A 20,939-nucleotide genomic window follows, 5' to 3' on the forward strand; every position below is an offset into this window, starting at 1 on the left:
CCGATGCAGGATTTGCTCGGCACTACCCTGATCCTGCTGGCGGCGTGCAGCCTCGCGGTGGTGGCGACGGCGGCGTTCAGAGTACCCGCCTTGCTGGGTTACCTCGCCGTCGGCGCCTTGCTGGGCCCCTCGGTCAGCGGTGTGATCGCGCCGGGAGAGGCGTTGACTTTCATATCCGAACTGGGTGTGGCCCTGCTGCTGTTCATGGTCGGACTGGAATTCTCGCTGGGGCACTTCTGGCTCACTCGCAAGACCGTACTGGCGTCCGGCAGCTTGCAGATGGTCGTCGTGGCCGCGCCACTGACCCTGGTGCTGATCGGGTTGGGTCAGCCAGCTCAGAGCGCTGCACTGCTCGGCGCCGCAGCGGCCATGTCGTCCACGGCGCTGGTCAGCCGACAGCTGGCCGACCAAGGCGAGCTCACCACCCGCCACGGCCGCAGTGCCATCGCCGTGCTGGTCTTTCAGGACCTGGCCAGCGTGCCCCTGCTGGCCCTGCTGGCGATCTGGGCGCGCGGCGACTCGCCGAAGATCGAGAGCGTGCTGCTCGAAGTGTTGGGCGTGCTGGTGTTGTTCGCGGCAGCGGCGGTTGCCTCGCGTCGTCTGTTGCATGGCCTGCTGGGCTGGGTGGCGCGGCAGGGCCACGAAGAATCCTTCGTGCTGGTCTCCTTGTGCGTGGTCGTGGCGGCAGCCGCTGCTGCACACGCCGTCGGCGTATCCGCCGCCCTGGGGGCCTTTCTCGCCGGCATGGTCCTGGGCGAGAGCGACTTCCGGCACCACATGGAAAGCCACCTCAAGCCCTTTCGTGATGTGCTGTCGGGCCTGTTCTTCGTGACCATCGGCCTGCAGCTGGACACCGCGCAGATCGTGGCCGCACCGCTGGCGGTACTGGGTTGGCTGTTGGCCTTGGTGCCTCTCAAGATGGGGCTGAACTTTCTGGCGCTGCGCGCAACCCGCCTGTCGGCGCTCGACGCCTGGCGCGCAGGCATCGTGCTGGGTCATGGCGGCGAGTTTGCGCTGCTGCTCCTGGGCATGGTCATGCAGCAGCACCTGATCGCCGCCACCATGGTGCAACCGATGCTGGTGGCGCTGGTGTTGAGCATGGGGTTGGCACCGCTCCTGATCCGACACCATGACCGATGGGCGCGGGCTTTCAGCCGCTCGGGCGCACTCGGTCAGCCACCGCAGGCCGAAGAAGGCGAAGTCGCCGAGCGGGCGCGGTCGTTACGCGACCATGTGATCATCTGTGGGGCGGATGACGTCGGGCTGCTGCTGAGCCGAACGCTGCGCCTGGCAGGCATACCGCATTTGCTGCTGGAATCGGACCGCCAACGGGTCGAAGCGGGGCGTGCGATGGGGGCGCCGGTGTCGTATGGCGATGCCAGTCGGCTCGACACCCTGGCCGCCGCCGGATTGGCCCATGCCCGCCTGGTGGTGCTGACGTTTGCCCGTCCGCAGACGGCCCTGCGTATCGCTCAGGCGGTTCTCGACCGCCGCCTGAGCTTGTCCGTGGTGGTGGCCACTGAGCGCGTAACGGATGCCCAGCTTTTGCGTAATCTGCCCAATGTCAGACTGTACCCGTTGTACCTGGCTGCGGGACTGGGACTGGCCGAGCAGGTACTGTTGATGTTGGGCATCAACGCCGACCAAGTCGACCACCGGATCGAGGAATTACGGCAGACACTCAGTGAGTCAGGTGGGGATAGACCATGAACGGGCCGACCATTTGACTGATGGTGTCGCTACTTGCCAATATTGGCATGGCGGTTGCGCTATGGCGTTTTGTTCGTACCAATCGCCAGAGGCGTGACGAGCTGAAGCATCGCCAACAAGCGCAAATCGATGACAAGGAACGGATCGCCATCGCCCTGGAGGGCGCAGGGCTGGGATTCTGGGAGTGGGATATCGCTACCGACAGCTTCAGGCTTTCTGCCCGCAGTCTGGCGATGTTCGGCTTGACCTCCGACGAGGAGGTTGGCGCCACCCATGCCGCATGGCAAGCGCGTACTCACCCGGAGGATTTGCCGGTCGCTCTGGCAAAGGTGCGCGCTTACCAAGAAAACCCGTCGGAGCGATTGGAGTGCGAGTACCGCGTTCGTCATCGATCTGGCGTTTGGATTTGGGTGCTGGATCGCGGCCGTTGGCTGGGTGGCGCGGGCAGGCAACTGATAGTCGGCACTCTGCTCGACATCTCTTCTCGCAAGGAAATGGAGCAGCAGTTGCTGCGTATGGCGATCACCGACCCCTTGACCGGCTTGTCGAACCGGCGGGCTTTTAACGAACGATTACAGCTGGAATGGGAGCGCCTCAAACGCAGCACCGAGATACAAGCAGCACTTGTGCTCTGCGACATCGATCACTTCAAGCGTATCAATGACACCTATGGACACGGATGCAGCGATGAGGTGCTCAAGCACTTTGCTTCACGGTTGAGGGAACATGTTCGCGCAACCGACATGGCTGCCCGGATTGGGGGGGAGGAATTCGCTGTGTTGTTGGAAGCGGCATCGATAGAAGACGCCCAAGTATGGGCGGAGCGATTTCGTCAGGACACTGCGGCGACAGCGGTGGTGTGTGGAGAGGTGTCGATCAGCTATAGCGCCAGCATGGGGGGAGGCTCTCCTTGACCCCCGTTTGCACTCTGTCGAGCAGGTGATGCAGCAGGCGGACAGCGCGCTCTACCAGGCAAAAAGACAAGGGCGCAACCAAGTTGTGGGTGCACAAGTATTTCAGAATTGAGAGGAGTGGCGATGAAGGAAAAGCAAGCAGACCCGATCAAAACATTTCGCGCCCAATGGGCAGTGATGACGTTCTACGAGCGCTTCGAACAGGTGATCGCGCTCGCGCTGTCCGCAATCATTGCCGTGATTATCGTGGTCTCGCTGCTGCAGCTGATCTCGATCGTCTTCAGCCTGCTGATCATTGATGCGTTCAATCCGCTCGATCACAAGGTCTTCCAGACCGTGTTCGGCATGATCATGACGCTGCTCATCGCCATGGAGTTCAAGCATTCCATCGTGCGGGTGGCCTTGCGGCGCGACAGCATCATCCAGGTCAAGACGGTGATCCTGATCGGGCTGATGGCCCTGGCGCGTAAATTCGTGATCCTCGACCCGGAGACCGGCCCCGCCAAGGTCGCGGCGCTCGCAGGCGCGACACTGGCCCTCGGGGCGACTTACTGGCTGCTGCGCGAGCGCGATGACCGGACAGCCGGGGAAAGCTCAGATGATCAGTCGTGATCTGCGCCACGCGCAGAATGTCGGCGCGCGGCATCGCTGGCTCAATCGCCTGCAAACCGCGCTGTTGGTGCTGACCCTGCTCGGGATTGCCGCCGTCGCTGGCAGCCTGCTGTTGGGTGACGGCGGGCTTTGGCTGGCGCTTGCGGCCGCGGGGTTCACCCTGCTGCTCGAACCGGCGGCCGCCTCCGGGCTGACCTTGCGGCTGTATGGCGCACGCCCCCTGCACCCGGATGAAGCGCCCGATCTTTGGGCTGTGTTGCGCGGAACTGGCGGCGCGGGCCGGGCTGCCTGCCGTGCCGGTACCGCACTACGTGCCCAGCGGGGTCGTCAACGCCTTCGCCACCGGTTCGAAGCATCACGCGGCCATCGCGCTGACCGACGGCCTGCTGCGTAGCCTCACGCCCCGCGAGTTGACCGGCGTGCTCGGCCACGAAATCGCGCATATTGCGAACGAGGATTTGCGTGTCATGGGCTTGGCCGATTCCATCAGCCGGCTCACCCATCTTCTAGCCTTGTTGGGGCAGCTTGCGATCGTGCTCAGCTTGCCAGCGCTATTGCTTGGAGTCACGGAAGTCAATTGGCCCGCGTTGCTTCTACTGGCGGTCGCGCCACAGCTAGCCTTGCTGGCTCAGTTGGGCTTGTCCAGGGTGCGCGAATTCGACGCCGACCGGCTCGCTGCCGAATTGACCGGCGACCCGCACGGGCTGGCCTCGGCGCTCGCCAAGATCGAGCGGGTGAGCCGCTCCTGGCGCGCCTGGCTGCTGCCCGGATGGGGCAATCCGGAACCCTCCTGGTTGCGCACGCATCCGGCGACGGCTGAACGCATTGAGCGCTTGCTGGAACTTGCTCCGCCGCCCGCGATGCCGCCGTTTCCATCGGCCCGTTTCGTCCCCGAGGTGACCGTATCACCACGTCCGCCACGCTGGCGCACCGGCGGCCTTTGGCGCTGATTTCAACATGGAGAATGACGTGACCTACCCCGACCCCTACAGCCGCCCGGCGCCGGACCGCTTCAGCCGGCGCTGGCTCGTCATCACTGGCTGCATCGCCGCACTCATGCTGCTGGGGTTCGGGGAGCAATGGAACAGTAAACGCACTTAAGCCCAGTACCTGCCCGCAAACCAGCGCTCTGTCTGGGGAGTACGATAAAACCACCGTTTTATGAAACCGCTTTAACGAACATCAGGAAGGACCGTAAACATCCGAAAAGCGGTTCGATAAACTCGTTTCGACAATCAGAGTTCTCCAATCAACAGTCACATACGAGTAAAGCGAACTCTAATTCGTGCTTACGTTGGTTTTCGGTTCCATTGCTCCCCAAACCCCTATCACTGCAGCACCTACACATTTGCTAACCAAGTTTAGTAGCACCCCAGCGGTCAAAGGTGAATACCCAAGATCAAATTGGGGCAGAATTCGACGATCAAAATGGAGCACATAAATGAAGTGGATTAAAGGGGTGATTGTCGGCGCATTCTTGCTCGTAATCACTGGTGCGGGACTGGGTCTGTTTTATGTTTTGCCGCAGTACGACGTGGTGGCCATCACCGGCGTTGAGGTAAAACGTGTGGACGATGACGGCGTCATCAATGCTGAAAACCCGGCCGACGGCCCGACCCGGGACGTGTATTTCATTAACACTGAACACCCAACATCGAAAGTGGTAAAAGTTTACCGAAACGACGACACCGGCTGGAGTTTTCCGTGGTACTTCAAGTTTGATTCGGCCGACGTTCAGGCAAAGGCTCAGGGTTACTCACGAGATGCCCAGCAACTGGCGCTGATCCGTTACTACGGCTGGCGCATTCAAATCTTGTCCGTGTTCCCAAACATCACAGACATCGAAGCCACAAACAGTCGCGAAGAGCCGTTTCCTTGGTTCAACACGATCTTCCTCAGCGTAGGCACGCTACTGATTTTGTTTGTGGTGTTTTTCATGCGCCGGCGATTCAAGCGCAAGACCAGGGGCGAAGTACTGGGTTGAACAGTTGAACCACCCGCCTTTTCAGCTTGGAAGATTCGTTAACCGCAGAATGAATGCCAGTCAGTTACCTGACTGGCATTTTTTTGTAGGTGCGATTCCTTGTTACGGCTAGGCTAAAGCAAGCCAGTCAGCGCTTTACCATTTCACACTGACGTCGCATGTCATCGTTTTTGATGCTCCCGCAACTGCCATTGCCAGTCTTGGCGTAGCACAGGTATCGCTGGTCGTCGTCGCGGATACTCGCGCAACTGCCGTTGCCTGTTTCGACGTAGCAGGCGTTACGCAAGTCGTCATTGTTGATGCTTGCACAGCTTCCGTTGCCCTCTTTCACGTAGCAGTATTTGCGCTTGTCATCATCACGGATACTCGCACAACTGCCATTGCCGGCCTCCACATAGCAGGTAGCGCGCAGATCGTCGTCCTTAATGCTCGCGCAACTCCCATTCCCTTCTTTGACGTAGCAGTAGGCGCGTTGATCGTCGTTGTTGATGCTGCCGCAACCGGCGTGAGCGAAGCCGCTGAGCGCCAGCAGCATTACCAAAAATAGCCTCATCCCACCCTCCATTAATTGCCAAACGCTACCTGAAACTGTTCGTAATTGCCGCCTCGATAACCGTGGTTCGGGCACAAGAAGGCAAATGACAGATCAGCCGCGAGCTTCTTTCTGAAGGTCGTCCAACTCGTCCACGATGTCTTCATCACGATCCTCGAACGCTTTGGCCATATCACGCTGTAGATCAACCTGGACTTCCATGGTTTTCTTGGCCAATTTCATGCCGTCCTTAGAGCCCATGATAATTTTCATCGCCTGATCCGGATGCTTGCTGGCCTCGATCATCAATTCGAGTTCGTCGGCATCAAAGTGATCTGCGTAGACCTGGACCAGGGTGTCTTTCAGTAGGTCCTGGGAAATGTTGTCCTCGATCACGGCCTTGATTTTTTCTGGCGCGACTTCGCGATATTTGGATGCATAACCCGACGTGGCGACTTGCACTACCATCTTGTATTGGACGTCCATGCCCATCAACTTGACCAGTTCTTCAGCTTTGTCCTGGCTTGAACCGCAACCGGCCAGCAGCACCGAGCAGAGCGCCGTGATTGCCCATTTGGAAACGTTCGTCATGAAATGCCTGCCTTTGTCTTGAGATTTTTTTAGGTGACCGTGGAGTACGGCGGACCGCACTCCAGGCTCTAGGAAATGTGGTGATCAGTTCGTCTCAAGCGTGAAGCTTTTGCTCACGAACAGGCCGGAAAATAACGACTTGTCTTCCTTGAAAATGTAGGACTCTTCAAACTTGGCATCGGTGGCCAGCTTTTGAGCGATCGCGCACTCCGAATCGCTGTGATCCTTGCCCTTGACTCCAAAGTCACTCTGATAACCTGATAGGCCTGTTTCATTGCAAAAGCCGGTGAACTCCTCACGCTTGGTAGCGGCCTTGAATTCGTCGAACGACTCCTTTAACTGGTCGAAGCCCTTGTAGGTCAGCGAGTAGCTGGCCACCTTGGTCTTACGAGCAAAGTCACCTGCGGCTTCCGCAATTACGGCCTGGCCCATGGACGTACTGTAAGCCCCCATGATGAAGCCACTTAGCGCGCTCTTGAGTTGCGCCTGGACATCGTCAAGCTCTGGGATGGACGCAAATTTAGCCTCGCGCACAATCCGGCCAACTTCGCTGCCGTCATTACGATGCACCACTACAAACTCGACCGAGCCTTCGCCGTCGCTGGAGCGCGTGAGCTTGAAGTCCAAGTCAACTTTGGTGCCGAACTCCCCTGTAGCGCCGGTGATAAATGCACCAGTGAACGGCAGACGTTGGACGATATTGCTACCCCACGAGTAGGGCGACTTGACCACGCCTCCGTACTGATCCATCTCCGCGCGCGGCTGGATCTCATCCGCTACTTCCGAAGGCAGGACCACATCTGTGCCTTTGTGCGACAGGTAAGGAGTACTCATGTCCATGCCCAACAATTGGACATGAATCTCGCCCTTCTTGTTATCACCTTCGCGGCTAACCTTGAGGGCGTCGGCCTTCAAGTAAACGCCACCGGCACGACCGCCACCAGTACTGGACGAAAGCAGATACCGTGACCATTCGACCAGGGCAGACTCTTTTGCCCCGGAGTCCATTCCACCGAGCAGCCCCATAATCCCTTTCAGGAATTTATCTGCGCCGTTGGTCTCTGCTGCAACCAGGCGGATTTCTGGTGTTTCAACGGTGACGTTTCCCGACCAGAAGGAATAGGAAATATCTCCCTCGCTCAGGACGTTCTCGAGGAAGTACTGTTCCTTCATCTCATCGTACTGACGCAGCGCTTGCTTCTTGCCGGAGCTCGATAACCCCACACCAGCCGCAAGAATCGCAATACCGGCGACCGCAGCGGCGATGAGGATGTGCTTCTTGTTCATCGTTTTCATAGTCGGTTGCCTTACTGAATTTGAGCAGATGCTTGCTGCCAATCAATCACGTGCTGCTGAGAGACTGCAGGCGTCCAGTTGAAGTCGATCCCGGCGCTAGGAAATTCCTTGGCCAGTACGGCACCAAATGACACTCTGTCAGCACAGTGGTCTTGCTTGCAGGCCTCAGCCGCGCCAGCGGTATACACGCGATACGTAGGAACGGCGCGACCGTCTTCGAGCGGCAGGAAGGGTGTCATGTTTGCCGCCGGCAGCACGTACCACTGGCTCTCCAGTTCAGCATCAGCCTGTACACGCCCCTTACGTGGGAAGTCGACCTCGTAGAAGTCGCCGCTCTTTCCGGTGACGTGAATCATCATCGGCACAGCGGACTTTGAAGAGCTCGGGTCCTGCATTGCGATCGGCGATGGGAAGGTGACTTTGATACCGGCCATCTGCGCCAGCGCTTCAGCCTCCCGACCTTCGAATTCCTTCATCCCGGATTTGAGTTGTTCGTAACGCTCCAAGACGCGTGTGTGCAGCTCAGCCATTTGCTGCTGCAGGCGACGTACTTCTCTCATGCGGATCTCCTCGCGACGCAGGGCGAAGTTATTGCCTTGGCGAGCATCGAAGTAAAACTCACCACGGTTCTCGCCCATACGCGTTTTGAGAATGTTGTCTTTGGTTTCCGACGCGTATCCCTCGGGGTAAAGCGCTTCGAAGTTCTTGGCGAAGAAGAGGTTCGACAGGCCGACGGTCGTTGGCGACGTTGCCTTCACCAATTGGTAGACCTCAACCACAGCGCGCTTCAACTCAACCGCATCAAGAGCAAATGCCTCATCTGCAGTGATCACTACGTAATACGGATCACTGGAGAACGGCGACAGGACACGGTAGTTGGGGCGCTCAAAGGCCAAATACACCTTCATGTTACGCGCAGGCAGTTCACCCACCTGAAAGAGTGCTTGGTCTGCCCGGCTATTCAGGAAAGAAAGCGCCTTGCCTTTCACCGCTGGGACCAGTGCCTGGTTGAACATCAGACCGCTCGGGTGCACGGTTGTTTTTGACCAGGTATCACCGCGATAGGTGTTCGGTACCGCCCAACGCAATTTGTCAAAGGACCCCTCGGCATAGCCTGATGCAGAGCAAGGCATGGCGGGTGTCGACGCAAAGGACAGACTTGGATCGGACTCATCAGTTACCGACTTACTGATAACCCATTTGCATCCGCTTCCGTCGGTAATCCCCATCAGGTTCTGGTTGGCCAGCACCAATGAGCGGCCGAAGTCACCGGTAGGAACGGCGGCAACAGCGGCCGGCGCTTCAGCTGGAGCGGCAGGCTTAGGGGCGGCGGCTGGAGCTGCCTCCACAGGTACTGTGGCCACGGCAGCTACAGGAGCAACAGGGGCAACGGGCGCAACCGTCACAGGTACTTGAGCCACCGGCACCGGTTGCACTGGCGCGGGTGAAGCCTCTGGTGCTGGTTGTGGTATCACAGGTGCCGTTACAGGCGCTGGGGCCGGTGCAGCAGCCACAGGCGCTGCGACGGCAGGCTCAGTAGGCGCAGCGGCGGCTGGTAGTACAGACGCAGCCGCCCCAGCTGCTGGTGGCGTAGGAGGAGAAGCCACGGGGGCTACCGAAACAGCGGGCGCGGCAGCGGCCGGAGCGGCAGGCGGTGAAGTCAGCGTGGCCAGGCCCAGATTGGTCGCATTGCCCGCACCGGTGGCGTAAACCGCCCCCTTTGCGTCGACTGCTTTCCAGGTGACCTTGGCCGTCGGGCATTCCTGTCCGAGAATATACGGGAGCTTCGATAGAAGCGTGTTCAGCGGCTTCTGGTCATCCCACGTTGGACGCTGCATGGTGATGGCCACTTCTGGTTTGCACCAGGTGGTCGCCTCACCATCGACGTTCACCTGGATCTGTTCTGTCTTCGAGTAGGCGAGCTGGTGAGCCCAGGCTTGCGGCGCGATGCCGCAAGCACCCACTACAACGAGAGCGAGTGCGCGGTTTTTCATGAAGATCCCTTAGATGAGTTCCCAGGTGCCGTTGGCTTGTTTGCAGAAGGTGTTCTTCTCCTGCTCAGTGTTTCCGTCGGCCGCTTTGAGGCTCACGGTCACCGGCCGGCAAGACGTTTCAGCAGCGACCTGCTGAGTTGGCAACGTCGGGATCGAATCCAGATCGAAGGCCTTTGTTTCCTTGTCGGCAGCGACGTTCATCTCGTCCAGGTTGGCCGCGGGCTTCACACTCTTCGCAACGGCTACTGATTTTGGTTCAACCAAATCTTTGTGGACGTAGCCGACAGTGACACCCTTGCGGCCGACAAGAATCCAGTCGCCTGTCGAACCAACGGCAGTGAACTCGGTGCCGGGTTTCAAACCACCCACTTTGTCTGCGCCTTTTTCAGGCGCGGCGCGGACGTTCGAACTGCTTTTGGTGACGTACTGCTCGTTAATGAGTTTCATCGAAGGGACGGCAACGATCTTAGGTGCACGTTTCACTTCAACCGTTTTGGTTTGGGTGAACTCTTGGCCCTGAACGATCTCCGCCGAAGCGCCGGAATGCGCCGATGTCCAGGACACAGGCAAACTGGACCCGCTCGGCGAGGCGTTCAAAGCATCTTGCGTGCGTTGCGCCAGGGCCTGCTGATCCTGCTCATCGAGTTTTGCACCGATTTTGTTACCGATGTAACCGCCCAGTGCACCGCCGACCAGGGTTGCCACGATCCGTCCGTTGCCTTTCCCGATGAACTGCCCGATGACAGCGCCAGCGACGACACCCACTGCGGTACCAGCCTGTTGCTTGTTGATGCCCAACTCAGCGCAGCCAGAGGTTGATGCTGCGATGGCCAATGCCAGTACTGAAACGAGAAACTTTTTACGCACGGTGACTCTCCCTTTGTGTAGGTCACTCTGCTTTCAGCAGAGGCCTTGTGATGTTGTAAAGCATTGCTTCTGAGGACATGGCCCAATGGAAAACGGTGGCAAGCACAACTGGCTGTTTGCCCAAGCTCCTGAACGCATCTCTATAACCGGGGCTATCGACAATTGCGTTGCCAACAACGAGAGGCAGCATAACGATCGAAATCACGGCGACCGGTCGAACGAAGCGAATTCGCCCGGGGAGGCTTCGAAGCGCCTCAATACCCGAGATGATCAAGACCACAAGACTGATGCCGCCGAAGAACAACCCGCTAAGAAGGGAGAAGGGGATAAACCACATATTCTTGAGGACGTTCAAACCCTCAGCGCCGTGGATGTCGGTGTGAGCGACGTCATAGGCCATGTTGTCGGCAATGCCAGGCAGATAAGCCTGGTACTGCTCTCGCGTAGCCAGAAGGTTCATGCCCTTCACATAGAGAGGACCGAGCTTGGTTTTCGCCATGTGGCGAACCTCGGTGGTGTTGGCCAGCGCATCTCGTGTCCGCACACCGGGATTGATTGACCGGGCATACTCGTCAATGGTCGGCTGGTACCCCAGATCTGCCCCAGCATTCGGCCACTTGATCGGTCGCCACTCACTCCCCGGAATTCCCCCTGCACGAAAACCTTCGAGCTGTGCATACGCCCTGCTGATGTCACTGATGGAGGGCACGACAGTTTCTTGCAGCCGCTCGTATAACGCGTCTCCATTACGGACGGTGTAGCCACGAAAAACTGCAGCTGAAAAGCCTTGGAAGTTCTTGTCGATGCGCTCGACGTAGGAGCCTTGAACACTCATCAGAACGCCGAGGTTTGCTATGAAAGCCTTGCCCTCTCCCTGGTCCTTGTAGGCCTTGTAGGGTATCTGCGGAATAGTCAGGGAGTCGTAAAGCAACCCCTTTTTGGTGACGTATGCGTAGAGGCTGCTAACCCGTAGCGAGCCGGGGAATTGCTCGGCGATCCAATCCGGAGCGGCCCCCTGAAACCACCAAGTCAACGGAGTGACAACAAGTGTCGATGCTGCGAGCCAAACCCACAGCACCCTCCCCTTGCCTTGGTAACGTCGATAGCAGATTCGCCATACCAGCAAGCACATGCTCGTAGCCGCCAGGATCTGGCTATACGTCTCAAGGACTTCGAGTTTTCGGAGGGGGATATCAGCGCCAGCGAAGTTGAGCAGCTCGGCGTTGAACAGCAGACTGCAGATCAAATAAAGGGCGTTCAAAACAACAAGTGCGATTAGCATCCAACGGGTCCTTGTCAGAAATTAAACGCCAGGCCCTGGATGATAAGGGGGAGCGCGAATAGATGTAGCATATTGCCATCTAGCAGAAGACGGCACCACTCAAAATGCCCCGTCGAATTCCGATGCAGAACGCCGGGCAGATGTTTTCGTTACCTACGATCAGAACTTAACGGGACTGAGAGGACTTTCAATGCCGGGCACAACATTCCCTCCCGCACGTTCCAATTCTGGGTTTCAGACGGTGTGTAAATGGAGAATGGATGTCTCGGCGGTCGCCGGCGGCCAAGCCGTTAAACTGCATCAATGCGATCAGTCCCAATGAGGGGATCTTTCCCCTTGGCCGGCGTTCGCGCTCAAACAACGAAAGCGCAGCGCATGAACAATGCATTGCGAAAACCCATGGAATAGGCGGCATGAATTGAATCAGTCACTCAAACCCGGCGAGAACACAACGATCTCTTCCTCCCAAGGGCGGGTGGAAGTTACCCATGCGGCAGGTAACAACCTGGACGTAAACCTTACTGCGTTTTTGGTCACCGACACTGGCAAGGTGGTGGATGACAGCGGCATGGTTTTCTTCAATGCACCCGTGCACTCTTCAGGCGCGGCGACATTCGCGCCCCCGATCGCTCATGGCGACACGGTCAGTCACAGCATCAGCTTCGACTCGTCTCGACTCCCGTCCAATATCACGAAGATCGCAATCACTTTGACGCAAGACGGCAACGCCGGCGGCTTCGAAGCAGTCAAAGACCTTCGCGCTATCGTCATTGCCGGGGACCAAACCCTGGAACTGGCACCTGAGCCCTTTTCACAAGAGACGGGCATCATCGTGCTTGAGTTGTACGTCCGGAACGGCCAGCTCAAGGCGCGCTCTGTATGGCAAGGTTTCGCCTCAGGTCTTGCCGGACTCTGCGGGTTTTATGGCATCGAAGTTGAAGACGTTGCATCCTCCGCGCCGGCGGCGACACCTGCACCGCCTCCAAAGCCCGTCAACATCGCCAAGACCGTGGTTAAACTGGACAAACCTGGCAGCAGCCACAAGGTGTCCCTCGAAAAAGGGCCGTCCGCTCCAAAGGTTATTCGGGTCAGCGCAACGTGGGTTGATAACGGCGACGGATCTGACAATGACGACCTCGATCTGCGGATTGGCATCCTTCGTCCTGATGGGCGAATGTCCATCATCCAGGCACCTGACAAGCGTGGGGCTTTTGACGTCGATCCCTTCGTTTTCCATACCGGTGACGTAGTCTGCGCCAGCGCCTCCGCTCCAGGTATTGAAACCGTCGAAATTAATCCAGCAATCTCGCAGCTCATGGGGGGCAAGGTAGTGCTGGTCTGCAGCGTTTATTCAGCAGTAGACAACGGTGCGGTTTCGGTGGCATCGCTAAAACCAAAGATGCGGATGGAATACGGCGACCAGGTCGTAGAGTGCGCATTCGAATTCAAGTCCGGGTTTTTCAGCTCAATGGTGTTCACCTATGTAATCGGTCAAATCGAAATTGACCAAGATGGTATCCATCTAAGTCCATCCGGAGTTACCTCCAAAGCCGGCAGTGAAGCCACCCCCTGGCTGACTCGGAAGGGAGACAAAATTGAGCTAACGATGGACGGCCCACACGTATTCAAAGGGCGCCCAATCGAAAGGAGCGGCAAAAAGCAGTACGTCTAAGCTTTCGTGCTAGTAGGCGCTTTAAGCAGCTTCATGCCTGACCAGTACTCCCGCGACGGCACACGGCCGCCGCGGGATTTCTATTTTGGTTGTATGCCAGCATCATCGGCCTCATAAACCCATGTTGAATCGCCCCGCGCCCTCGAACAAAACAGCTCTTCCCATAGGAACTTCCCGCGGCGACCTCACTGGCCGTATAAGACTTGCAGGAACTTCGAGCGCCGTTAGGTTTAACCCGACGGATGAACCAGCCGCCGGTGCAGATACGGCTGTTTCACCAAGGCCATCTCATCATCAGGCGCTCTAATCGTCACAAAGGAACCATGCATGCAGATCACCCAAGGCCAGCGCATGTCGCTGGCAAATATTCTTCCCGGTCTATCCTTCACTCTCTCGGTCAACATCGAAAGCCCCAGCGTAGTCGACTTCGTCTGTTTCGGTGTCGACGACCAAGGCAAGCTTTCTGATGATCGCTATATGGTCTTCTTCAATCAGCCTGTTACGCCTTGCAGCAGTGTGAAGCTTGCTGCGGGTGGCCAGTTTGAAATTAATCTAGCCATCCTGCCCGCCACTATCGATCGCTTGATCTTCACTGCCTCCATCGACGGTGCCGGGGCGATGAGTGACATCCGGAATGGCAACTTCAAAGTAATCAGCCCCGCTGGTGAGATAGGAGCGACCTGCGCGTTCTCAGGGCTCACGTTCACAACCGAGAAAGCGGTAATGATCGTTGAGCTTTACCGAAAGAATGGGGAGTGGCGGTTGGCCTCTAACCTTCAGGGTTTTGCTGAGGGCCTGGACGCTCTCGTGAGGCACTTTGGCGGCGAAGTTACTGAAGAAGCTGCACCGGCACCAGCACCTGCCCCATCTCCCTCCACAATCTCTCTGGAGAAACGTGTAGCTGCTGTCGCGCCGGAACTGGTCAGTCTGGCCAAGAAGGCACAGGTAAGCCTCGAGAAAGCCTGCTTGGTTGGGATGAAAGCTCGTGTTTTGCTCGTGCTCGACGTCACCGACTCGATGCGAAATCAATACAAAACCGGCCGCGTACAGGAAGTTCTCAATCGTCTTGTGCCCATCGCCGTAGCCATGGATACAGATGCCGAACTTGAGTGCTGGACATTCGCCGAACGGCCACTGCGACTCTCACCTGTGACGCTTACCAACTACCAGAACTTTGTCGAATCCGACAACAATGGCTGGACCAAGTGGGACGTCGGTCGGCGTTACAATGATGAACCGAGAGCGATCCAAAAAGTGATCGAATCCTTCCAGGCGTCCAAAGACAAAACCCCTATGTTTGTCGTTTTCATCAGCGACGGTGGCGTTTCTGAAAACCGCAAGATCACGCAACTGATGGTGGATGCAGCGAAGCTGGGAATCTTCTGGCAATACGTTGGTTTAGCAGGCCGGAATTACGGCATTCTGGAAAAACTGGACACCATGCCCGGGAGAGTCGTGGACAACTGCGGATTCTTTGCCCTGGATGACCTTCACGACATGACGGAAGAGCAGTTGTACGACCGGCTGATGCAGGAATTCCCGATGTGGATCTTGGAGGCAAAGCGCGAAGGAATCATTCGCTAATCCTCTCCTGCACTGCCCTGCCTCACACCGCGGCGGCTCAAGCCGCCGCGGTTGTCTTCAGTTCAAGACCAACATATCCATCGGCGTCACCTCAACAAAACGCGCAGAGCGGTCCAGCTTTACCACTGCGCCACACGCGTTCAGGGTCGCTGCAGGATCGATCGCATCCAGACGATTAAAATCAATCGCATCCCACTGATCTCGGCCTACTAAGACCGAGAGCACGTAGTGATCATCCACCGCACCGGTTGCGGTGTTGTTACGCTGAATGTAGCCCGACACCAGGATCTTCTGGATCGCTGGCAGTAGAGCAAATACCTCTCCTACAACTCGAAACAGAGAGCCATAGCACAGCGCGACAAAGTCTCTGCGTACCTGGGCATCCGAACGATTTTTGAAGGTTAGTTTGCCGTTACCCCGGGCTTCAGCGCTGCGCTGCGGGATATCGCCCTCATCAGGTAAATCAACATCGAGCGCGACGCCGGTAACGTCTTGTGAGAACTCATAGGCCACTTGGGTTTCTTTTGGCCAGGCAATGCCGCTCAACACATAGTCCAGGGCACGTTCCATCTGAGCACTGAAGCCCTTTGCCGCCAGCCGGAATGCTTTCTCGATTTCGGTGCGTTCAAGTTCATGGGCGTCCCGCGTGGACTGCCAGTTCGCGAGGTCTTGTTGATACTGCTCTTCCGCCGACTCAGCCTCACGCTCAATCTTCGCGCTGCGAAGGAGCATTCGATCCATCAAACCCGGTGTTTGCTGAGCAGGCCTGCGGGGCTCTTCAATGGCGAATGGAGCTGGGATTACCGGCATGGCCCCCGGCCGAGGCGTCAGGAGGTGCACGCCTAGGCAGGATTCAAGCTCCTGATTGACCTTATCAGCTGCTTTGGTCAGCAAGTCCTGAATGGAGTCGGCCATCTCGGATTTGACGCGTTTGACGACAGCCGCCGGCAACTCGATGTCATCCATGTCCGTAATCAACAACGTGCCATCGTCGTTTACCTTGACCTTTACCTGGCCCGAGTATTCGCTTCCGGCAGGACCTGGTTGGGAACTACTCGATCTACTGGGCCGGTCGATCCTCTCACGGTATGAAAGACCAGTACCGGGTAACCCAGCATTGAGAAAGGTGCCATTGCGGCCCATCGTCATACTCAAGCCCCGGGGGCCAACTGAAGTGCTGATCCCCTTCCCGCTGATGTTAAGGCGTACGCCAGGCACAATCGTGATTCGCTTGCTGAAACGAAATCCCATGACTACTCCTTGATCCTTATTCCTGGATTCTTTGTTGTTTGAAATGCCGGCATCGGTCGGAGCCCCTACGATAGGCTCGACGTCCATTTACATCGGAGGTCGCGCCTGTGGCAATAGCGCAACCACCGATATATCACTTATGCCCGTCCGGCAATGTAATCGTCGATCGAACTGAATTGCCGATTGCGGCACATCCAGCCTGAGAGGAATACGAATATCGTCGTGGCAAGAACTGCCCAGCCGCGCCGCCGCCGGGCCTCACTTTTGGTGCGGGCACCACCGCACAGCAGGAGGGCCATCATCAGGAGGTAGAAGGTCAGCAGAATGACCTTTGCGAAGAGGGATAGAAGAAAAAACCAGATGCTGTTGCTTCTGTACGTTTGAATAAGCACCTGCAATGACATAAGACCACCAAGGACACAGGCAGCAATGATGGAGTAGTTGCGTGGGACCTCGAGCCAGGCGCTCGCGACGAAATACGCACCAATTCCCAAGATTGGAGTCAAGGTTGTCCAAAGCGCGTCGGTGTAGTCCTGATAGATCGTAATGGTCCCCCGGCGGTGCAGGTAAATGCAGACCAGCAGCAACATTGCCATCACGAACAAGCCAATCTTCAAGTTCAGGATCGCTTGATGATCATCCGCTGCACTTCGCGTCGCTGCCGACTTCACCACGGCAGAGACCATTGGAGAAGAAGCAGCCTTTGAAATCACATTTGTTTCAGATTGATCAACCCGGGTAGCGGCAACGGAGGTTGGCGCTTTAGATGGCAGATCAACCTTGGTGCGTGATAGAGCACTGAGCCGCTCATTCATCGATGCGGATAAGCAACTGGCGGTCTTGCAGTTGTCACGCAGGCGCAACCAGTCTCGTTGGTCTTGACGGACCTGTCCCTTGTTCGGCGCTGCGTCTAGAGCGCGGACATATTCGGAGTTCATCTGCTCATCCAGATGACTGAGTGCAGAATCTGCGCAAATCGATTTCTCAGCAAAGCTTGCAGCTTTGTTGCAATCAAAGCTGGTGGCATTTGAGTGGGCTGAGACTAGGGTGAGCAACATTACGAAAAGGCCAGAGCCGATGTTGAGTCGCGACATATTCGATTTTCCCTTCATTTTGTTTGCTCCAGCGTTTCGCCAGAGCCCTGCCTAACCGCGCTCGTATGCGAACGCCTAGGTGCCTGATGTCTGGCTCTTATTTACGACGTTGGGACCTGAAGAAATGTCGTGCCGTCCCACTTGTAGTTTTCGGTGCTCTGAACACTCGGGCAGCAATCTGCATCATCCGGACCGACGGAGAGAACAGTCAGCCTGACGGTTTGGGGGTCAACAACCTGGATGTCCTGGACACCATTGCCGACTACAGCTTTCCCACGGAACTCCCAGCCTGCCGAACCGCCAATGAACGCGGCAAGTGTTTGGAAGTAGCCATTTCCACCACCCTGGCCTTCGATCGTGTAGAGCACCACAGCATCCTTGATGCCGTCGCTATTCAAGTCTGCAAAGATGATCTGACGGCCGTCCTTGTATTCATCCCCGCCATCCTGAGCAATCTCACTCGCAATCATCCGATCTGCAGATGCAGCAAGATCGGATGGCACTAATGCCTTTGCCTGAACTGCAGGCACAACGGACTGGCTCGCTGGCTCAGCTGCAAAGGTAACTGGAGCGGCCGGAGTCTGAGTCGGTGTGTGAGGAACCTTACCTAACAAGATTGCCTCGGTCTCAGACATTGGCTCGGCAGGCTTAGCAGAAGCGTTGGTGGCCTTAATGCCGGCACTGACCTTTTGAAGCACTGCGGCACGCAGTTCTTGCATGTCTGAAATGTCGAAGAGTTGGTTGCGGGTATTTCCGAACGGTTGGGCTTCCCCCAGGAACCATCGCGCAAAAAAACCGGGACGTTTGTTTTCTTGTTGGTCGACCAGGTGGTCAATCAGCTCATTGGCGGTTTTTGAGAAGCGTTCAAATCCATCCTTGCCAACGACCTGCACGATCGAGTCCTTTTCCCGGTCAATATTACTGCGCGCGAGCTCGAGCATGACAATGTTCGTGTCGACCAGTTTGCTTTCGCACTCGTTCGTATAATTTCCAAGGCATGCCTGCCTGTATTCTTGAACTGCGTTGTTGGCCTTGAAGTCGTTGTAGGCTCCGCAGCCTGACATGGACACCAAAACACCTACAGCTACAACCCCACGAAACATGCCCATCCAAATATCCTTTTAAACCCGAGAACCGGTGGACTGCCGTGGAGATCGCCAGCAGTCGTTCCTAATGTTGAAGAGATCAAACCGCCGCCCACATGACCCATTCCGAGGTCATTCTGTAGGCAAGAAAAAGCCCCCGGTTCGCGGGGGCTTTCTCAAGCCTTCCGGCTTAGCCGATGTTCACGCCCATCGATTTAGCCAGAGGGGCCAGGCCGCCCGCAAAACCTTGGCCGATCGCCTTGAACTTGAACTCGTCGCCATTGCGGTACAGCTCGCCGAAGATCATGGCGGTTTCGGTCGAAGCGTCTTCGCTCAGGTCGTAGCGCGCCAGTTCTTTGCCGTCAGCCTTGTTCACCACACGGATGTAAGCGTTGGCAACTTGGCCGAAGCTCTGCTTGCGTGCTTCAGCGTCGTGAATGGTCACGGCGAATACCAGTTTCTTCACAGCGGCAGCCAGACCGGTCAACTTGACGTTGGCTTGCTCGTCATCACCGGCGCCTTCGCCGGACTGGTTGTCGCCCAGGTGTTCAACCGAACCGTCAGCCGATTTTTTGTTGTTGTAGAAAATGAAGCTGGCGTCGTCGAGGACTTGGCCGCTTTCACCCAGGATGAAGATCGACGCGTCGAGGTCGAATTTCGAGCCGTCGGTAACTCGTGCGTCCCAACCCAGACCTACAGTGACTTCGGTCAGGCCTGGAGCCTCTTTAGACAAACTTACGTTCCCACCTTTCTGCAAAGATACGGCCATTTTTGATTCCTTTTAGTGAGGTTGAAAGGCCTTTAATACAAGGCCAATCAGGAAAAATATTTAATTAAATCAACGACCTACGCGCTAGAAGTTCATGCCGTAGTTATTGGCAAGAGCTTTCAAGCCACCGGCATAGCCCTGGCCAACAGCGCGGAATTTCCACTCGCCACCGTTGCGGTACAGCTCAGCAAACACCATCGCAGTTTCGGTCGAAGCGTCTTCTGCCAGGTCGTAACGAACGACTTCCGCGCTGGTCGTATCGTTAACGATACGAATGAAGGAACCGCCGACCTGACCGAAGCTTTGCTTACGTACTTCAGCATCGTGAATGGTAACGATGAAGACGACTTTGTCCACGTCGGCCGGGATGCGGCTCAGGTCAACCTTGATTACTTCGTCGTCGCCATCGCCCGCACCGGTGCGGTTATCGCCAGTGTGCTCAACCGAACCGTCAACGCTTTTCAGCTGGTTGTAGAAAATGAAGTCGGCTTCGCCGCGTACTTTGCCATTTGCTGCCAGCAATAGCGCACTGGCGTCCAGGTCGAACTCAGCACCATCAGTAGCACGCGGGTCCCAGCCCAGGCCTACCAAGATTTTGGTCAGGCTCGGGTCGGTTTTGGTCAACGAAAGATTGCCACCTTTCTGTAGGGTCAACGCCATGGGTATTACTCCTTGTGGTATGGGCTGTTACTCAGCGGTTTCAGGTTGAGCTTCTTCCTTGCCTGGGAAGACAAGGCTTGCAACCACACCAATCGCCAGTACAACCATAACGATCAGCAGGCTGGTGTTTGCATCGATTGTGTAGCCATGGTGGAACATGTGGTCGGTTGCGTTCAGGCCGAGTTTAATGGCGATGAAGAACAGCAGCGCGACTACAGATTTTTCCAGGTGGACCAGGTAGCGTTTCAGCGCTTCGAGCACGAAGTACATGGTACGCAGACCCAGGATCGCAAACAGCATGGCAGAGTAGACGATCAGGGGCTCACGGCTAACCGCGATCACCGCCGGCACAGAGTCGAACGCGAACAACACGTCAGACACTTCGGCCACTACAAGGCAAAGGAACAGCGGGGTCGCAAAAATCGTTCCTTTTGCTGCCAGAGTCATGCCTTTGTTCTCAGGCTTCTGGAGTTCCACCTCCAGCTGCTTACGGCTGACGAAGAAATTATGGCCATGGAGTTTCGGCCACACAGGGAACAACTTCTGGGCGAAGCGGTAAGCCATATGCTTGGAGTAGTCCTCTTCCTCTTCATCATCACCGCCGGCGCGCAGCATCATAACTGCGGTCCAAGCCACGATCACTGCGAAGACGATTTCGACCCACGGACCGAAAGCCAACAGGCCGGTACCAATGGCAACGAAGATGCCGCGGAACACAATGGCGCCGATAATGCCCCAATACAGGACTCGGTGACGCATGCCATCTGGCACTTTGAACCATGCGAAAATCGCCATGAACACGAACAGGTTGTCGACGCTCAGAACTTTTTCCAGGGCGTAGCCAGTTACAAACAGGCTGGCGACTTCAGGGCCGTGCTGTACGTATAAGAAGCCGGCGAACGCTAACGAGATAGCGATCCAGAAGATCGACCAAATCGAAGCCTTAGCCAGGGAAATTGGCTTGTCACCGCGGTGAGTAACCATGTCGAGGAGAAGCGCGCCGAGCGCGATCCCGACGAATACCGCCATGGTCAGCGGAGGG

19 protein-coding genes and 1 pseudogene are annotated in these 20,939 nt (G+C 56.8%); 8 read left to right on the forward strand and 12 right to left on the reverse strand.

The window, feature by feature from the left end; all coding sequences use genetic code 11:
• Positions 1-3 precede the first annotated feature (3 nt).
• The 6 genes and pseudogenes from HXW87_RS28515 (at position 4) to HXW87_RS28535 (ending at position 5,220) form a co-directional block, all read left to right on the forward strand.
• The gene (locus HXW87_RS28515; protein WP_034113490.1) at positions 4-1,710 is read left to right on the forward strand and encodes a cation:proton antiporter; all 1,707 of its coding nucleotides are present in this window, start codon (positions 4-6) and stop codon (positions 1,708-1,710) included.
• Positions 1,711-1,730: 20 nt separating this feature from the next.
• Positions 1,731-2,624, forward strand: a complete 894-nt coding sequence (locus tag HXW87_RS28520; RefSeq protein WP_176464243.1) for a GGDEF domain-containing protein — start codon at positions 1,731-1,733, stop codon at positions 2,622-2,624.
• A gap of 123 nt (positions 2,625-2,747) precedes the next feature.
• Positions 2,748-3,236, forward strand: a complete 489-nt coding sequence (locus HXW87_RS28525) for a phosphate-starvation-inducible PsiE family protein (RefSeq protein WP_047290147.1) — start codon at positions 2,748-2,750, stop codon at positions 3,234-3,236.
• A pseudogene (locus tag HXW87_RS28530) lies at positions 3,223-4,186 on the forward strand (zinc metalloprotease HtpX). Before HXW87_RS28525 ends, HXW87_RS28530 begins: the two are co-directional and overlap by 14 nt.
• Before the next feature lie 19 nt (positions 4,187-4,205).
• Complete coding sequence (locus tag HXW87_RS29540) at positions 4,206-4,337, forward strand: hypothetical protein (protein ID WP_257012236.1); 132 nt, start codon at positions 4,206-4,208, stop codon at positions 4,335-4,337.
• A 340-nt stretch (positions 4,338-4,677) separates the two neighbouring features.
• A complete protein-coding gene (locus HXW87_RS28535) occupies positions 4,678-5,220 on the forward strand; it encodes a DUF1523 family protein (RefSeq protein ID WP_033896496.1) in 543 nt (180 codons plus the stop codon).
• A gap of 127 nt (positions 5,221-5,347) precedes the next feature.
• Here HXW87_RS28535 and HXW87_RS28540 read toward each other — a convergent pair whose 3' ends face one another.
• From HXW87_RS28540 to HXW87_RS28565, 6 genes are all read right to left on the reverse strand, one after another.
• Positions 5,348-5,773 (reverse strand): hypothetical protein, encoded by a 426-nt coding sequence (locus HXW87_RS28540; RefSeq protein ID WP_042561205.1) that lies wholly within the window; start codon positions 5,771-5,773, stop codon positions 5,348-5,350.
• A gap of 93 nt (positions 5,774-5,866) precedes the next feature.
• Entirely contained in the window at positions 5,867-6,343 is a 477-nt protein-coding gene (locus HXW87_RS28545; RefSeq protein ID WP_042561206.1) for a hypothetical protein, read from the reverse strand.
• A gap of 84 nt (positions 6,344-6,427) precedes the next feature.
• The gene (locus HXW87_RS28550; protein WP_033896493.1) at positions 6,428-7,639 is read right to left on the reverse strand and encodes a hypothetical protein; all 1,212 of its coding nucleotides are present in this window, start codon (positions 7,637-7,639) and stop codon (positions 6,428-6,430) included.
• A gap of 11 nt (positions 7,640-7,650) precedes the next feature.
• Positions 7,651-9,633: a hypothetical protein gene (locus HXW87_RS28555; protein WP_042561207.1), complete on the reverse strand. Its 1,983-nt coding sequence runs from the start codon at positions 9,631-9,633 to the stop codon at positions 7,651-7,653.
• Between the two features lie 9 nt (positions 9,634-9,642).
• A complete protein-coding gene (locus HXW87_RS28560) occupies positions 9,643-10,500 on the reverse strand; it encodes an SH3 domain-containing protein (RefSeq protein WP_033896491.1) in 858 nt (285 codons plus the stop codon).
• Between the two features lie 22 nt (positions 10,501-10,522).
• On the reverse strand, positions 10,523-11,782 hold the full coding sequence (locus tag HXW87_RS28565; protein WP_042561208.1) for a hypothetical protein: 1,260 nt from the start codon (positions 11,780-11,782) through the stop codon (positions 10,523-10,525).
• Positions 11,783-12,200: 418 nt separating this feature from the next.
• On the opposite strand from HXW87_RS28565, the gene HXW87_RS28570 reads away from it, so the two are divergent.
• Both HXW87_RS28570 and HXW87_RS28575 read left to right on the forward strand, forming a co-directional pair.
• The gene (locus tag HXW87_RS28570) at positions 12,201-13,454 is read left to right on the forward strand and encodes a TerD family protein (protein WP_042561209.1); all 1,254 of its coding nucleotides are present in this window, start codon (positions 12,201-12,203) and stop codon (positions 13,452-13,454) included.
• Positions 13,455-13,781: 327 nt separating this feature from the next.
• Entirely contained in the window at positions 13,782-15,038 is a 1,257-nt protein-coding gene (locus HXW87_RS28575) for a VWA domain-containing protein (RefSeq protein WP_042561210.1), read from the forward strand.
• A 57-nt stretch (positions 15,039-15,095) separates the two neighbouring features.
• Here the strand turns inward: HXW87_RS28575 and HXW87_RS28580 are convergent, their stop codons facing one another.
• From HXW87_RS28580 to HXW87_RS28605, 6 genes are all read right to left on the reverse strand, one after another.
• Positions 15,096-16,289, reverse strand: a complete 1,194-nt coding sequence (locus tag HXW87_RS28580) for a DUF4236 domain-containing protein (protein WP_080896062.1) — start codon at positions 16,287-16,289, stop codon at positions 15,096-15,098.
• A 137-nt stretch (positions 16,290-16,426) separates the two neighbouring features.
• A complete protein-coding gene (locus tag HXW87_RS28585; RefSeq protein ID WP_162184592.1) occupies positions 16,427-17,383 on the reverse strand; it encodes a lysozyme inhibitor LprI family protein in 957 nt (318 codons plus the stop codon).
• Between the two features lie 101 nt (positions 17,384-17,484).
• Entirely contained in the window at positions 17,485-18,492 is a 1,008-nt protein-coding gene (locus HXW87_RS28590; protein ID WP_095668235.1) for a hypothetical protein, read from the reverse strand.
• A 166-nt stretch (positions 18,493-18,658) separates the two neighbouring features.
• A complete protein-coding gene (locus HXW87_RS28595; RefSeq protein WP_033896483.1) occupies positions 18,659-19,237 on the reverse strand; it encodes a TerD family protein in 579 nt (192 codons plus the stop codon).
• Positions 19,238-19,321: 84 nt separating this feature from the next.
• Positions 19,322-19,897 (reverse strand): TerD family protein, encoded by a 576-nt coding sequence (locus HXW87_RS28600; protein WP_042561212.1) that lies wholly within the window; start codon positions 19,895-19,897, stop codon positions 19,322-19,324.
• Between the two features lie 27 nt (positions 19,898-19,924).
• Entirely contained in the window at positions 19,925-20,926 is a 1,002-nt protein-coding gene (locus HXW87_RS28605; protein ID WP_042562209.1) for a TerC/Alx family metal homeostasis membrane protein, read from the reverse strand.
• Between the last annotated feature and the right edge of the window lie 13 nt (positions 20,927-20,939).

Origin of the sequence: Pseudomonas sp. Y5-11 (assembly GCF_022368695.1) — a bacterium.
GTDB lineage: Bacteria > Pseudomonadota > Gammaproteobacteria > Pseudomonadales > Pseudomonadaceae > Aquipseudomonas > Aquipseudomonas parakoreensis.